Origin of the sequence: Streptomyces sp. 351MFTsu5.1, assembly GCF_000383655.1 — a bacterium.
GTDB classification, from domain to species: domain Bacteria; phylum Actinomycetota; class Actinomycetes; order Streptomycetales; family Streptomycetaceae; genus Streptomyces; species Streptomyces griseorubiginosus.
This window is the reverse complement of record NZ_KB911804.1, coordinates 53,041-67,860: the sequence shown is the minus strand read 5'-3', so window position 1 is coordinate 67,860 and position 14,820 is coordinate 53,041. Positions and strand designations below refer to the sequence as shown.

At 72.9% G+C, this 14,820-nt stretch carries 9 protein-coding genes, 1 tRNA gene and 1 riboswitch; of the genes, 5 read left to right on the top strand and 5 right to left on the bottom strand.

Features of this window, described 5'->3' with window-relative positions:
- Positions 1 to 543, top strand: a 543-nt coding sequence (locus H295_RS44450) for an NPCBM/NEW2 domain-containing protein (RefSeq protein ID WP_043218814.1), incomplete at its 5' end; no start/stop codon positions are given.
- Here the strand turns inward: H295_RS44450 and H295_RS0141075 are convergent.
- Positions 530 to 3,745, bottom strand: coding sequence for an ATP-binding protein (locus H295_RS0141075; RefSeq protein WP_028810208.1), 3,216 nt, complete (start codon positions 3,743 to 3,745; stop codon positions 530 to 532). The two genes, H295_RS44450 and H295_RS0141075, sit on opposite strands and share 14 nt — an antisense overlap.
- Before the next feature lie 623 nt (positions 3,746 to 4,368).
- Complete coding sequence (locus H295_RS0141070; RefSeq protein ID WP_020141186.1) at positions 4,369 to 6,447, bottom strand: asparagine synthase-related protein; 2,079 nt, start codon at positions 6,445 to 6,447, stop codon at positions 4,369 to 4,371.
- Between the two features lie 683 nt (positions 6,448 to 7,130).
- Here H295_RS0141070 and H295_RS0141065 point away from each other — a divergent pair.
- The 4 genes from H295_RS0141065 (at position 7,131) to H295_RS0141050 (ending at position 12,219) form a co-directional block, all read left to right on the top strand.
- Positions 7,131 to 8,555 carry a hypothetical protein gene (locus H295_RS0141065; protein ID WP_028810207.1) on the top strand — a complete coding sequence of 475 codons (1,425 nt, stop codon included), beginning with the start codon at positions 7,131 to 7,133 and terminating at the stop codon, positions 8,553 to 8,555.
- 72 nt (positions 8,556 to 8,627) lie between these two features.
- Positions 8,628 to 9,848, top strand: coding sequence for an L-2-hydroxyglutarate oxidase (gene lhgO / locus H295_RS0141060; protein WP_020141184.1), 1,221 nt, complete (start codon positions 8,628 to 8,630; stop codon positions 9,846 to 9,848).
- Between the two features lie 81 nt (positions 9,849 to 9,929).
- The gene (gene trmB / locus H295_RS0141055) at positions 9,930 to 10,796 is read left to right on the top strand and encodes a tRNA (guanosine(46)-N7)-methyltransferase TrmB (protein WP_020141183.1); all 867 of its coding nucleotides are present in this window, start codon (positions 9,930 to 9,932) and stop codon (positions 10,794 to 10,796) included.
- Between the two features lie 49 nt (positions 10,797 to 10,845).
- Complete coding sequence (locus H295_RS0141050; RefSeq protein WP_020141182.1) at positions 10,846 to 12,219, top strand: PrsW family intramembrane metalloprotease; 1,374 nt, start codon at positions 10,846 to 10,848, stop codon at positions 12,217 to 12,219.
- Between the two features lie 12 nt (positions 12,220 to 12,231).
- On the opposite strand, the gene H295_RS0141045 is transcribed toward H295_RS0141050, so the two are convergent.
- The 3 genes from H295_RS0141045 to H295_RS0141035 all read right to left on the bottom strand — a co-directional run bounded on the left by H295_RS0141045 (position 12,232) and on the right by H295_RS0141035 (position 14,788).
- Positions 12,232 to 13,176, bottom strand: coding sequence for an aldo/keto reductase (locus tag H295_RS0141045; RefSeq protein WP_020141181.1), 945 nt, complete (start codon positions 13,174 to 13,176; stop codon positions 12,232 to 12,234).
- A gap of 107 nt (positions 13,177 to 13,283) precedes the next feature.
- A complete protein-coding gene (locus H295_RS0141040) occupies positions 13,284 to 14,309 on the bottom strand; it encodes a M23 family metallopeptidase (protein ID WP_020141180.1) in 1,026 nt (341 codons plus the stop codon).
- A gap of 11 nt (positions 14,310 to 14,320) precedes the next feature.
- A riboswitch (cyclic di-AMP (ydaO/yuaA leader) is annotated at positions 14,321 to 14,478 on the bottom strand.
- Between the two features lie 236 nt (positions 14,479 to 14,714).
- Positions 14,715 to 14,788: transfer RNA gene (locus H295_RS0141035), tRNA-Met, on the bottom strand.
- Positions 14,789 to 14,820: the final 32 nt, after the last annotated feature.

Genomic DNA, 14,820 nt, shown 5'->3' with positions numbered 1-14,820 from the left:
CCGCCCCCCGCCCCGAAGCCGACACCCACACCGGCACCGAAACCCCCTCCGACCCCCACCCCCACCCCCACCCCGACGCCGACTCCGCCCCCGGCTCCCCCGCCGCCACCGACCGTCTACCAGTGGAGCGAGCTGGCCTACGACGTCTCCGGCGACGGCAGCGGGCCCGAGATGCGGATCGGCGAGAGCAGCTGGGTGTGGCAGCGCTACGGCATCTCGATCGCCGGCAGCCGGTACACCCACGGCGTGAGCGTGCGCGGACGCTCCTCCGTCACGATCGATCTCAACCGCGCGTGCTCGTCCTACGACGCGATGGTCGGCGTCGACGACATGACACTGGGCCTCGGCAAGGTCCACTTCTCGGTCTACGCCGACGGGGTCCGGCTGTGGAGGTCCGGCCTGGTCGAGGGCGGGGACCCGGCCGTGCCCGTGCATGTGAACCTCGCGGGACACGACACCGTACGGCTGGTGGTCGAGCCGCACAGCCACCTCGACGACCTCATGCTCGCGGACTGGGCCGAGTCGAAGTTCAGCTGCTCCTAGCGCGCAGCGCCTCGACCGCCTCACCGAGTGCGGCCAGGACCTCGGCCGGGGTGAGGCCGGCGCCCCGGGTGTGCTCGGCCGCGTAGCGCAGGGGTCCCAGGCCGGTGCGGGCGGCGGCCTCCGTGCGCTCCACCACCGCGCGTTCGGGATGCGGCCACGGATCGCCGCCGCGCAGGCGGTCGGCGGCGGCGAGCAGCCGGGCCGCGAGCGGGAGGTCGCCGAGGTCGCGGAGCAGGCCCGCCGAGACGCACACGAGCGCGGCGAACACCGCGTCGGCACAGCGCTTGTCGACCGCCTCGCGGAGGGTGTCGGCCAGCAGGGGCAGCCCGTGCTCCGGGCCCGACTCCTCGGCCGTCACCAGCGCGTCGACCGAGTTCAGCATCACCGTGAACTGGGGCGGCGGCGCCACCTGCCCCAGCTCCGCGCGGACCTCGTCCACCAGTGCACGCGCGTGTGCGGGGTCCTTGTCGTCCAGCGCCATGTGGGCCCGCAGCAGCCGCACGAACGCCCGGGTCTCCGGGACGCCGTACCGGTGTCCCGCGTCGCTCGCCTCCTCCAAGGTGGCCAGGGCGGTCGTACGGTCGCCCGTGCGGTACGCGACCTCGGCGAGCCGGGCGATGAGGAACGGGGTCTCGGCGTACGCCCCCACCTCGTAGGCGAGCTGGAGCGCCGTCTCGTACTCCTCCTTGGCCGCGGCCGGGCGGCCCCGGGCCATGGCCGCCTCGCCGGCCGCGCTGCTGATCTGGGCGCGGAGCCAGCGGTCGCCCACGCGACGGCCGAGCGTGCGCAGCTCCGCCAGGTCGTCGTTCACGCCGACCATGCCGCCCGGGGAGTCGACGATCATGTGCGTGCGGAACATCAGGGTCACGGCCACGGACCAGTCGTCGCCGTGGGCACGGCAGTTGGCGACGGCGGCCTCCATGAGGGGGCGGATGTCCGTGTGGTCTCCGAGCATCACGCCCACCAGGGGCCAGATCATGCCGGGCAGCCGGGCCGCGTCGGGGCCGCCCGGCTCGAAGTGGTCGCGCACGACGCTGACGTAGCGGTGCAGGCGCGGGTCCAGGCGGGCGTCGATGGGCTCCGTCTCGGCGCTGAGGAAGAGGTGCAGCATGCGGAGGTTCATCCGGACGGGTGTCTCCGCGCGCGGTGCGGCGAGGAAGGCGTCGACCAGGCGCCCGCCCTCCGGGGTCGCCCCGGGGTCCAGCACCCGGGCCACCCAGGACATGCCTTCGCGGCGGTAGTTGCGCAGCCACCAGAACCAGCCCATGGCGAGGGCCAGGGCCGAGGCCTCCGCCTCCTCGCCCGCCGCGATCGCCCGGTCGAGGGCGGCGCGGATGTTGTCGAGTTCGGTCTCCAGGCGGGCGATCCAGGGAAGCTGGTCGGCGGACCGCAGCCGGGGTTCGGCCTCCTCGACCATCGCGCGCACCCACGCGCGGTGCCGTTGCTCGGCGGCGGCACGCAGCGCGGGGGACTCGGCGGCGCGCTCGACGGCGTACTCGTGGATGGTCTCCAGCAGGCGGTAGCGCATGCCGTCAGAGCCGTCCCGCTGCCACGGGACCGCCACGACCAGGGACTTGTCCACCAGCGCCCCGAGGAGCTCGGCGGCCGGCCCGCCGCACACCGCCTCCGCGGCCTCCAGGTCCCAGCCGCCCGCGAAGACGGACACCTCCCGCAGGAACGTCCGCTCCCGCTCGTCGAGCAGGTCCCAGGACCAGTCGACGACGGCCCGCAGGGTCTGCTGCCGGGGCAGGACGGTACGGCTGCCGGAGGTCAGCAGCCGGAACCGGTCGTCGAGCCGGTCCGCGATCTGGCGCGGCGTCAGCATCCGCAGCCGGGCGGCGGCGAGCTCGATACCGAGGGGCAGCCCGTCGAGCCGCCGGCAGATCTCGGCGACCGACTCCTCGTCGGCGAGCACGGCGGCCGCGTCGGGACGGACGGCGGCGGCGCGCTCGGCGAACAGACGGCCCGCCTGGTCGGGAAGGAGGGGCTCGACCGGCCGCACCGACTCACCCGGAACGCCCAGGGGCTCCCGGCTGGTGGCGAGGACGGTGAGGCCGGGGCAGCGGGTGAGGAGCATCTCCGCGAGGTGGGCGGCGGCCTCGATGACATGTTCGCAGTTGTCAAGGATCAGGAGCAGGCCGCGCGGGGCGCAGTACTCGACGAGCAGGGCGAGCGGGTCGTCCTGCGGGGCCGTCAACTCGGTGGTCATGAGCACGGTCTCGCGCAGACCGAGCGCGCTGACCACCGCGCCGGGCACCGCCTCCGGCCGGTCGAGCGGGGCGAGCTCGACCAGCCACGCCTGCGGGAGCCCGGCGGCGGCTTCCTCGGCGAGACGGGTCTTTCCGGAGCCGCCCGGTCCGGTGAGGGTGACGAGGCGGGCTCTGTGCAATTCGGAACGGATGGCGTCGAGTTCGGGTTCCCGGCCCACGAAAGAGGTAAGCCGCGGACGGATGTTGCCGACGGGTTCGGCACGAGGACGACCGGCCGGGGCCCCGAGCAACTCGGCGTACAGGGCCCGCAACTCCGGCCCCGGATCGGTCCCCAGCCCCTCGGCGAGCGCCCGCCGAGCGGCCTCGTAGACGGCGAGGGCGTCGGCACCCCGCCCACTGTCCCGCAGAGCACGGATCAACAGGCCGTACAACCGCTCGTCGTACGGGTGCGCCGCGCTCAGCTCCTTCAGCTCCGGTACGACGTCCTGGGCGCCGCCGAGCAGCAGTTCCGCCTCGATTCTGGCCCGGGTGGCCTCCAGCCGCAGTGCCTCCGGCCGGGTGGCGGCGGTGCGGTCGGAGAGGTCGGCGAGGGCGGGGCCGCGCCACAGGGCGAGGGCGTCGGTGAGCTGTTGCGCGGCGGTACGGGGGTCGCCGTGGGCCAGGGCGTCGGTGCCCTCCCGCACGAGCCGCTCGAAGACATGCAGGTCCACGTCATCGCCGCGGGCGGCCAGCAGGTAGCCCCCCGGTCCGGAAACGACCACGTCCTTACCGACGACCCGCCGAAGCCGTCCGACGAGAGCCTGGAGTGCAGCCGGAGCGTCCTGCGGCGGCTCCTCCGCCCACACCTCATCGACCAGCCCCTCCGCCCGCACGGCCCGCCCGGGCCTGAGCGCGAGTGCAGCGAGCAGTGCGCGGACTCGGGGGCCGCCGAGAGGTATCTCGGTGCCGTCGTCGTCCATCACCTGAGTAACGCCCAGAATCCTGTACCGCACGGGCTCATTGTCACCGGGTTGGTGGAGGGAGCGGGGGCGTATGGGGGTGCCGGGTTCGCTTGTCGGGCGAGTGCGGGTCCGTCGTGGCTTGTCGCGCAGTTCCCCGCGCCCCCGCTGCGCTGGGCTTGGGCCGGGCGCCTACGAGAGTGCCGGGTTCGCTTGTCGGGCGAGTGCGGGTCCGTCGTGGCTTGTCGCGCAGTTCCCCGCGCCCCCGCTGCGCTGGGCTTGGGCCGGGCGCCTACGAGAGTGCCGGGTTCGCTTGTCGGGCGATTGCGGGTCCGTCGTGGCTTGTCGCGCAGTTCCCCGCGCCCCTAGGGGGTTGCAGTCCACCTGCGCTACGACGGAACCGTCCGCCCCCACCGGACGGTTGGCCGCGTACGGCGTGAAGGGGACGGGGTGGGGGGTGTCCGCCCGCAGCGGCCGGCGTCCGGAACCGGGCCCTGGGAAAGAGACTGAGCCGCCGGACCGAGGACGGATACCCCCCACCCCGGCACCGACCCACCCACCGAACGGAACGCGCTACGCACGCCCCCACCGAAGCCGGGCGGGCCGCCGCAGGCATTCAGGGGCGCGGGGAACTGCGCAAAACGCCCGCCCCCACCGAACCCGCAGACAAAACCGGCTCAACCGCCGGAGGCCAACGCTCCGCGCGCCCCCCGAATCCCCCCCGGCACCGCCCGAGCCCGCGCCGGCGTCCCCGTCCAGCACGTCCCCCGGCGGGCCAGCAGCCGCCCCAGCCACAGCTCCAGCGAGACCAGGTCGGCCAGCCCGTCCAGCGGTAGCGGTTCGCCCTCCGCCGCCCCCCGCAGCGCCTTGCGCACCACCCGCGCCTCCACCAGCCCCGCCTGCGCCAGCAACGGCGTCCCGAACAGCGACATCAGCGAGTCCGCCGCCACCCGCAGCCCCGTCCGGGTCGCCGCCGCCGAGGAGGCGTGCGAGGGCGCACCCCAACCGGGGGGAAGGTCGGAGACGCCCGCCCCCTCCAGCACCGTACGGAGGATCTCGGCCCGCGCCCCCGGCTGGACCCGCAACGCCTCGGGAAGGGCCCGGCAGGCCCGCACCACCTGGTTGTCCAGGAACGGCGCGTGCAGCCGCTGCGACCGGATCTCCGCGGCCTGCTCCAGGACCCGCAGATCCGAAGCGTGCCGCGTGAGCGCCGCACGCGCGCGGAAGTCGCCGGGATGCTGACCGGGACCGACCCCGGAGCGCTGTGTCGCCCCCTGGAGGCGAACCGATACTTCAGCGAGCGCCTCCCCCGTCAGCCACCGCGCCGCCGGCCCCGGTCTGGCCCAGGTGAGCGCGGCGAGGGACGCCCCCACCGCACCCCCGGGCTCGTCGAAACGCTGGTGCATGAGCCGGTCGGCCAGCATCTCCAGACCGACCCGGTACGGCGTACGGGCCAGCCGTCGCGCCGCGCCGTACACGCGCGCGGGGACGAACACGGAGCCGTCGGCCTTCGCCAGCGCTGCCACCGGGCGGACCAGATGGCGCCGCTTGCGGTCCATCAACAGGTCGGCCAGGCGCGCCGGATGGGCGTCCAGCACCTGCCGGGCCCCGTACCCCGTGAAGTGGTCCGCGCTGCCCGCCGCCAGCCTGGCCCGGTGCCGCGCGGCCGTGACCAGGGTCGCCCCGGGTTCGTCCGTCAGGGGCCCGTCCAGCTCGGCGTACGGGAGGGTCTCTTCGCCGCCCGTCACCACCACGTGGTGCAGCCGGGGGTTGGCCGCGAGGGTTCCCGCCCGCTGCACCTCGGCCTCCCGGCCGCCCACGGCGAGGTCGTTGAAGGTGACCGCGAGCAGCCGCTCACCGGCGCCCGTGCCGTGTCCCAGCACGGTCCCTGGCCTTCCGGGCAGCCCGGCGGCCAGCAGCGCCAGCGTCCCGGAGGCGGGTCCCCCGGACAGGTCGGCGCCGATGCCCGGCGCCGGCATCCCGCGCGCGGCACGCCGTTCGGCGGGCCCCATGCCGGGCACCGGACCGGGGTCGATGTCGGGCACGTGCCGGGGCGCGGACAGCCTGGCCCGCACCGCCTCGACGAGCGCGTCCCGTACGCCGTCGACCGCGCTGTCCGCGTCCGCGGTGGGCGCGGCGACGGCGAGGGAGGCGACGGGGTCGTACCCGGCGATCTCGCGGGCGCCGTTGCGCAGGATCAGCGCGTGCCCCGGCGGAATGCGCCGTACGCCCTCGTAGGGGGTGGAGTCGTGCAGTGCGGCCGGCACGTCGGGGGCGGCGAGCAGCGCGGCGAGGTGCCCGAAGTCGAGGTTGGCCTCGATGAGGTCGGCGAGGGGCAGGGCCGCGGTCGCGTAGGCCGTGCCGCCGGCCCAGGGGGTGTGGAACACCGGTCGCGCGCCCGCCAGATCGCCGCACACGGTGATCCGGCGGCCCACCTGGACCACCGCGGTGTACGCGCCCGGCCAGGCCGTCAGATGCCGAAGGGCCCCTCCGCGCGCGGCGAGCAGTCCCACCCGCAGCTGTTCGTCGGAGGCTCCGCAGATGCCGAAGACGGCGATCCGGGTCTGCGCGTCGACCGTCACGACGCGCACCTCGTCGGGCCGCCAGTCGCCGACCGCCCACAGCGGGTCCGGGTCGCCCCACAGGAGGTGTGACCCCACCGGGTGCACGGTCTCGCCGTCGCTTCCGGTCGCCCCCGCCGCACCGATTCCGGAGACACCCGCGGCGGTGCTGCTCCATCCCACCAACCACCGCATCGACGCCTCCACAGGCTGTGGACAACCAGTGCACCGTTCGAACCGGTCACCATGCTGCCATGAAGGACGCCTGACGGAGGGCCGGTGGAGCCGCTCGGGATACGGGGAACGCGCCCCTGTGACCACCCGCGTACGCCTGCGGGGACCCGCGCGGAGCAGGTGGTGCGCGACGTGAATGCGCCCCCGATACGCTCCCCCATCACACCTAACGCGCCCTCAACTGCCATGGTGGGAGGGCTGATAGCCCGAGAGAGCGGGGGTCGGTTTTCAGCCAAATCGGCGCCATGAGGACAGGCTCGCGCACGCTCCGTGCACAGCCCGCGCGCCGCACGACAGGCGCGCAGCCCGGGAGACGCCACTTCGCCCCCCGGGCCGTTCCGCCGCCCGCGGGGATGTAGGCGGCGGTGTCCCCCAGCCCACTGGATCCAGTACAGCGGGCCGACCCACGCAGCATCCATCGAAGCGCTCCACCCATGGCCGGAGAAGAGCGCACACACGGGCGCACGGCCACACGGCCGGAGCACGACGCAACTGCGCGTATCGGACCCGTACTTCAGTACGGACCACAATCCCGCCATCCGGAACAATGCCCCTTAACGCTTGGGATGCGGCGAACTACGCTGGGTTTACGAATGCCGCGTGGTTATGCCAGCGCGGCAGCCGTCTGTGTCGAGGGGTGGCGCATGTCCAGGGAGCAACGCGGGCCGAACGAAAAGCTCGGCGCCGTTCTCGCCCTCGCGGGAATCAGCAACGCAGGACTCGCGCGTCGCGTCAACGATCTTGGCGCTCAACGCGGGTTGACACTTCGCTACGACAAGACGTCGGTGGCGCGCTGGGTGTCGAAGGGCATGGTGCCGCAGGGCGCCGCGCCGCACCTCATCGCGGCCGCCATCGGCCAGAAGCTCGGCCGCCCGGTGCCGCTCCACGAGATCGGTCTGGCGGACGCGGATCCCGCACCCGAGGTGGGCCTCGCCTTCCCCAGGGACGTCGGACAGGCCGTCAGGTCGGCCACCGAGCTCTACCGCCTGGACCTGGCGGGCCGCCGGGCCGGCACCGGCGGCATCTGGCAGTCCCTCGCCGGTTCGTTCGCAGTGAGCGCATACGCAACGCCCGCCTCACGGTGGCTGATAACCCCGGCCGACAGTTCGGTCGCGCGGGAGACGAACCACACCGAGGGCTCCGGCGCACCGCTCAAAGTCGGCCACAGCGATGTGCAGAAGCTGCGGGAGGCCGCCGACGACGCCAGGCGCTGGGACTCCAAGTACGGAGGCGGCGACTGGCGTTCGTCCATGGTGCCGGAGTGCTTACGGGTGGAGGCGGCACCGCTGCTGCTCGGCTCGTACTCCGACGAGGTGGGCCGGGCGCTGTTCGGGGCGTCCGCCGAGCTCACCCGGCTCGCCGGCTGGATGGCCTTCGACACCGGTCAGCAAGAGGCGGCCCAGCGGTACTACATCCAGGCGCTGCGGCTGGCCCGCGCGGCGGCCGACGTACCGCTCGGCGGGTATGTGCTGGCGTCTATGTCGTTGCAGGCGACCTACCGGGGCTTCGGTGACGAGGGCGTCGATCTCGCGCAGGCCGCGCTGGAGCGGAACCGCGGACTCGCGACCGCCCGCACCATGAGCTTCTTCCGGCTCGTCGAGGCCCGGGCACACGCGCGTGCGGGGGACGCGGCGGCGGCCGGGGCGGCGCTGAAGGCGGCCGAGGGGTGGCTGGAGCGCTCCCGGGAGGGGGACAACGATCCGTCCTGGCTCGGGTTCTACTCCTACGACCGGTTCGCCGCGGACGCGGCCGAGTGCTACCGGGATCTGAAGGCGCCGCGCCAGGTACGGCGGTTCACCGAGCAGGCGCTGTCGAAGCCGACGGAGGAGTTCGTACGGTCGCACGGGCTGCGGCTGGTCGTCTCGGCGGTCGCGGAGCTGGAGTCGGGCAATCTCGACGCGGCGTGCGAGCAGGGCGTGCGGGCGGTGGAGGTGGCCGGCCGGATCTCCTCGGCGCGCACGACGGAGTACGTGAAGGATCTCCTGCACCGGCTGGAGCCCTACGGGGACGAGCCCCGGGTGGTGGAGCTGCGGGAGCGGGCCCGGCCCTTGCTGATGGCGCCCGCATAAGTCAAGGAGAGCAGCACCACGTCCCGCGTTTGAAGCGACTGTCAGTGGCGCAGTGCACTATCGAGGTGGGAGGTGGTGCAGGTGCCGTCGGGGATCGCTTACGACTGTGACGTGCTCGTGATCGGTGGGGGCATCGTCGGACTGTCGACGGCGTACGCGATCACGCGGGCCGCGCCGGGGACGCGGGTCACCGTGCTGGAGAAGGAGAGCGGGCCCGCCCGGCATCAGACCGGGCGCAACAGCGGGGTGATCCACAGCGGGATCTACTACCGCCCGGGATCGCTCAAGGCGCGGTACGCCGTGCGCGGGGCCGCCGAGATGGTCAAGTTCTGCGCCGAGTACGGCATCGCCCATGCCGTGACCGGCAAGCTGATCGTGGCGACCGAGCGCGACGAGCTGCCCAGGCTGCACGGCCTGGTCCAGCGCGGCCGGGAGAACGGCATCCCGGTGCGGGAGCTGGGCGCCGCCCAGATCGCCGACTACGAACCCGAGGTCGAGGGCCTGGCCGCCATACACGTCGGCACCACCGGGATCTGCGACTTCGTCGGGGTGGCCCGGCAGCTGGCCGAGGCCTCCGGGGCGGAGATCCGCTACGGCGCCGAGGTGCGGCGCATCGACCGGCGGCCCGAGCTCGGGGTAGCCGTGCTCACCGGCACCGGCGAGGTGGTGCGCGGGAAGGTGCTGGTGAACTGCGCCGGGCTGCACTGCGACGAGATCGCCCGGCTGACCGGGGACGACCCGCAGATGCGGATCGTGCCGTTCCGCGGCGAGTACTACACGCTGGCGCGACCCGAGCTGGTGCGGGGGCTGGTCTATCCGGTGCCGGACCCGGCGTTCCCGTTCCTCGGCGTGCATCTCACGCGCGGGATCGACGGAAGCGTCCACATCGGGCCGAACGCGGTGCCGGCGCTGGCCCGGGAGGGGTACGGCTGGGGTGTCGTACGGCCCCGGGAGCTCGGCGCGACGCTGGCGTGGCCGGGGTCGTGGCAGATAGCGCGGCGGCACTGGCGGTACGGCACGGGTGAGCTGCACAGATCGGTGTCCCGGCGGGCCTTCACCACGGCCGTACGGCGACTGCTGCCGGCGGTGAGGTCGGACGACCTGGTGCCGGCGCCCGCGGGCGTGCGGGCGCAGGCGGTGCTCCGGGACGGCACCCTGGTCGACGACTTCCTGATCCGGGAGGGGGCCCGGGCGGTGCATGTGCTGAACGCGCCCTCACCGGCGGCGACGGCCTCGCTGCCCATCGGGCGCGAGGTGGCCCGGCGGGCACTGGAGGCGTTGCGGGGAGTGTGAGGGCCGGCGCACGGGCACCGATGCGGGTCGGGGTCCGCCCCGAACCCCGTAGGACGGGATTCACGTAAAATCGGCCCCACTGTGTCTGATTCCCTCAACGCTCCCGACGCCGTCCACTCCGGCGATTCCGGCGACTCCACCCCGCACACCCCCGGTGTCTCCGTGCGCCACACCCGGGTCAAGGGGGAGCCGCGCTTTCCCGACGGTCCCAGTGCCGATCCCGCGGGGTCGCACTTCGAGCGGCGGATCCGCAGCTTCCAGCCGCGGCGCAGCCGGGTGACCGCGGGGCAGGCGGACGCGTTGCAGCGGCTGTGGCCCACGTGGGGGCTCGACATCGACGGGCAGCGCGTCCTCGACCTCGGCGAGATGTTCGGCAACGACCACCCCGTCGTGCTGGAGATCGGCTTCGGGATGGGCGAGGCCACCGCGCGGATGGCCGCCGCGGACCCCGGCACCAACATCCTCGCCGTCGACGTGCACACCCCCGGCCAGGGCCACCTCCTGGGCCTCGCCGAACAGCAGAAGCTGGCCAACGTACGGGTCGGCAACGGCGACGCGATCATCCTGCTGCGCGAGATGCTCACCAGGGACGCGCTGGACGGGCTGCGCGTCTACTTCCCGGACCCCTGGCCCAAGAAGCGGCACCACAAGCGGCGGCTGATCCAGCCGGAGTTCCTCGACCTGGCCGCGACCCGGCTTCGGCCCGGCGCGCTGCTGCACTGCGCGACCGACTGGGAGCCGTACGCCGAACAGATGCTGGACGTGCTCACCGCGCACCCCGACTTCGAGAACACCCAGCCCGACGGCGGATTCGCGCCGCGTCCCGACTTCCGGCCGCTGACCCGTTTCGAGGGCCAGGGACTGGAGAAGGGACATGTCGTGAACGACCTGCTGTTCCGTCGCGTACAGCACGGCGTCCGAACCGACCAGTCCCCCTCCGGCGCCTAGGTTCCAGCCCGGCTGCGGGCGGTGCCTCCGTCTCGTTAAGGTCGATGCCGTGGCCACCATTCCCCCGTATCCGACGTACACCGGTGAGCCCACCGGTGGTGCCCCACTGCGGCATGCGCACTGGTGGCAGCGGAAGTGGGTGCGCTACGGCGCCCTGATCACGCTTCTCGCGCTGTCCGGGCTCGTCATCCTCGCGCTGGTGCGGCAACAGACCGGCAGCGAGGGCTTCCTGGTCGGGCTGGGGCTCGCCGTCCTGCCGGTACCGCTGCTCATCGCCGCGTTCCGCTGGCTCGACCGGGTCGAGCCGGGCCCCTGGCGCAATCTGCTGTTCGCGTTCGCCTGGGGTGCCTGCGCGGCCGCGCTGATAGCGATCATCGCCAACAGCTTCGCCACGAAGTGGATAGCGACGGCGACCGCGGACCCGTCCGGCGCTGACACCCTCGGCGCGACGGTGATAGCGCCGATCGTCGAGGAGTCGGCCAAGGCGGCCGCCGTACTGCTCGTGTTCCTGTTCCGCAGACGGGACTTCACCGGGATCGTGGACGGGGTGGTGATAGCGGGGGTCACCGCGACCGGGTTCGCGTTCACCGAGAACATCCTCTACCTCGGCACCGCCTTCGGCACCGACCAGCTGACCGGCGACCGCGGCATCGCCTCCGTCACCGCCGCGACCTTCTTCGTGCGCGTGGTGATGTCACCGTTCGCGCACCCCCTGTTCACCGTCCTCACCGGCATCGGCTTCGGCATCTCCGCGCTCTCGGCGGAACACCAGCACATCCGGCGGGTGCTCTTCCCGCTGTCCGGACTGCTGCTCGCGATGGGCATGCACGCGACGTGGAACGGCTCGTCGACGTTCGGGGAGTACGGCTTCTTCGCGGTGTACGCGATGTTCATGGTGCCGGCGTTCGCGCTGCTGACCTGGCTGGTGATCTGGACGCGGCAGCGGGAGCTGAAGACCGTCCGCGAGGAGCTGCCCGCCTACGCCGCCGCCGGCTGGCTGACACCGACCGAGCCGTACGCACTCGGCTCGATGCGGGCTCGGCGGGTGGCGCGGGAGTACGCGCGCCGGCAGCTCGGCGGGCGGCCCGCGGGGCGGGCGGTCGCGCAGTACGAGGCGTACGCGACATCACTCGCTTTCCTGCGGCGGCGGGGGCGGCTCGGTCGCGCGAACGCGGACTTCGTCGTACGGGAGCGGGAGTTGCTCCAGGAGCTGTGGCGGCGCCGTGAGGTGGCCCGGCCGGCGCTCGACCATGCCGCACGGGTGACGGCCCCGCCGGTGGCCGCGCCGCCCTGGCCGGGGTACGGGGTGTACGGCGTGTACGGCTACCCACCCCAGCCGGGCAACCCCGCGCTGCCGGTGCAACCGACGATGCCGGTCCAGTCGACGATGCCGTATCCGGCGTACAACCCGTATCGCACGTAGGGCCGCGAGCTCTTACGCCGACGCCTCCGTCAAGCGCCCCAGCTCCTCCTCCGTCAGGGTCACGTCCGCCACCCCCAGCAGGGCCGGGAGTTGCTCCACCGTGCGCGCGGAGGCGATGGGGGCCGTGACCGTCGGCTGGGCCGCGAGCCAGGCGAGGGCGATCGTGGCGACCGGGGCCGCGTGGGACTCGGCGATGCCGTCGAGGGCGGCGAGGACCTTGCGGCCGCGGTCGGTGTCGAGGTGCTTGCCGGCACCCGCCGCCCGCGCCCCCTCCACCGTCGTACCGGGGCGGTACTTGCCCGTGAGGAAGCCGGACGCGAGGGCGTAGTACGGCACGGCGGCGAGGCCCGCCCGGGAGGCGACGGCCTGGAGTTCGCCCTCGTACGTGTCGCGTGAGACCAGGTTGTAGTGGGGCTGGAGGGCGACATAGCGCGCCAGGCCCTCGCGGTCGGAGAAGGCGAGGGACTCCGAGAGCCGCGCGGCGGAGATGTTGGACGCGCCGATCGCGCGCACCTTGCCCGCCTTCACCAGCTCGTCCAGCGCGCCGATGATCTCCTCGACCGGCACCTCGGTCTTGTCGAAGTGGGTGTAGTAGAGGTCGATGTGGTCGGTGCCGAGGCGCTTCAGGGAGGCGTCGGCGGCGGCCTTGATGTTGGCGGCGGTCAGCCCGGGGAAGTCGGGGTGCTGGCTGACCTTCGTGGCGATGACGACGTCGTCGCGGTTGCCGCGGGCGGCCAGCCACCTGCCGATGATCGTCTCGGACTCGCCGCCGGAGTTGCCGTCGACCCACGAGGAGTACGAGTCGGCCGTGTCGACGAAGTTGCCGCCCGCGGCGGTGTACGCGTCGAGGACGGCGAAGGACGTGGCCTCGTCGGCGGTCCAGCCGAAGACGTTGCCGCCGAGGGCGAGCGGGAAGACCTCGAGGTCGGAGGAGCCGAGCTTGCGCAGAGAAGTCATGTGATACGTCAACGCCCCTGCCCGACGGGGATCTTCCGCTACGGCCGCAAAGTCCTCGTAAACAAGCGGAATCAGCCCCTCCGGACCTCAGAGATCCTCAGGGAGCCTCAGGGGTTGAGCCCCTTGCCCTGCAGCCACGCCATCGGGTCGATCCCGGTCGCCGCACCGCCCGGGTGGACCTCCAGGTGCAGGTGCGCGCCGGTCACGTTGCCGGTGGCGCCCACGCGGCCGATGACGTCACCGGTGCCGACCTTCTGGCCCACGCTGACGCTGATCGAGGACTGGTGGCAGAACCACAGCTCGGTGCCGTCGTCGAGGGTGAGGATCGTGCGGTAGCCGTAGGAACCGGCCCAGCCGGCCTCCGTGACGGTGCCGCTGTGGATCGCCTTGATGAGCGTGCCCGTGGGGGCGGCGAAGTCGAGGCCCGTGTGGTAGCCGGAGGACCACAGCGAACCGGCCTGACCGAAGGTGCCCGTGATCGTGTACGACGAGGTCGGCAGCGTGTACTGCTTGGCGAGCTCGGCCAGACGCGCGGCCTCGGCCTTCTTCGCGGCCGCCTCCTCCGCCTTCTTCTTCGCGGCGGCGGCCTGCTGCTGGGCTTCCTTCTCCGCCTTGGCGGCGGCCGCGTCGGCCTCCTTCTGGGCGGCGTCGGCGACGGCCTGGGCGGCCTTGGTGTCGAGCTGGTCCTGCTGCGTCTCGGCCTGGGCGAGGATGCGCGAGCGCAGCGCCTCACCGGCGTCCGAGGTGCCCTTGGCGGTGTCGACGGTGGCGGTGCCGACGCTGCTGAAGGCGCTCGTGTCGTCGGCGCCGGAGTCGGAGTCGTCCGAGATGAGCGAGCCGACGTTCGGCAGGTCCGGCATCGAGATGGAGACCGGCGGCTTGCCGGTGTTGGCGCTGGCCATGCCGCCGGCGCTGACCGCGGCTATGACACCGACGCCGAGGACGGTGGAGCTGCGGGCGAATCCGCCGCCGCGCTGCTTGGCCACGCGGTGCCGGCCTCGCACCGGGGCGAGGGAGTCCGCGGTCGGGTTCCACTCGCCGAGGGGGGCCTCGTCGTCGGCGCGGTAGCCGCCGTACACGAGAGTGCTGCGCGGTACGGACGGGGCCTCGGGGGCAGGCGGGTTGGACGCCACGTGGGCGCGCTCCTTTCCTTCCTTCTCGCCTACCGGGTTAGCTGACGGGTTCGGAGCAGGAAGGTCTCCTACGCGCGTATACCCGCCGTGTGGCCACGGCGGCAGACGAGCGATTCACCCCAAGGTGGTGGTTCCCCGGTTCCCTTGCGGAATTCGGCGCGTGAGCACGGAGCCGTCTCTTGTGACGGCTGGGACGACCGCGCTGCGTTATCGAACGTTAATAGACCCGGGGGCCCGATTCCAAGCTGTTCCGCTTGATCATTAACGAAATCCCGCAGGACTTACGGCCCATGACCGGTGAAAAACGGGCGAGTTGACCGGATCGCTCACGCCAGGTGATGAGCGCGCTCCGGGAAACACTCAGGGCCGGAGTCCAGTGACTGGACTCCGGCCCTGAGCCGTGAGTAGCGGGGACAGGATTTGAACCTGCGACCTCTGGGTTATGAGCCCAGCGAGCTACCGAGCTGCTCCACCCCGCGTCGGTGAAACCAGCATACGCCATCCGGGGACC

Coding starts and splice junctions, on each gene's coding strand:
- H295_RS0141070 (WP_020141186.1), bottom strand. CDS start 6,447: ATGCGGTGGTTGGTGGGATGGAGCAGCACCGCCGCGGGTGTCTCCGGA.
- H295_RS0141065 (WP_028810207.1), top strand. CDS start 7,131: ATGTCCAGGGAGCAACGCGGGCCGAACGAAAAGCTCGGCGCCGTTCTC.
- H295_RS0141045 (WP_020141181.1), bottom strand. CDS start 13,176: ATGACTTCTCTGCGCAAGCTCGGCTCCTCCGACCTCGAGGTCTTCCCG.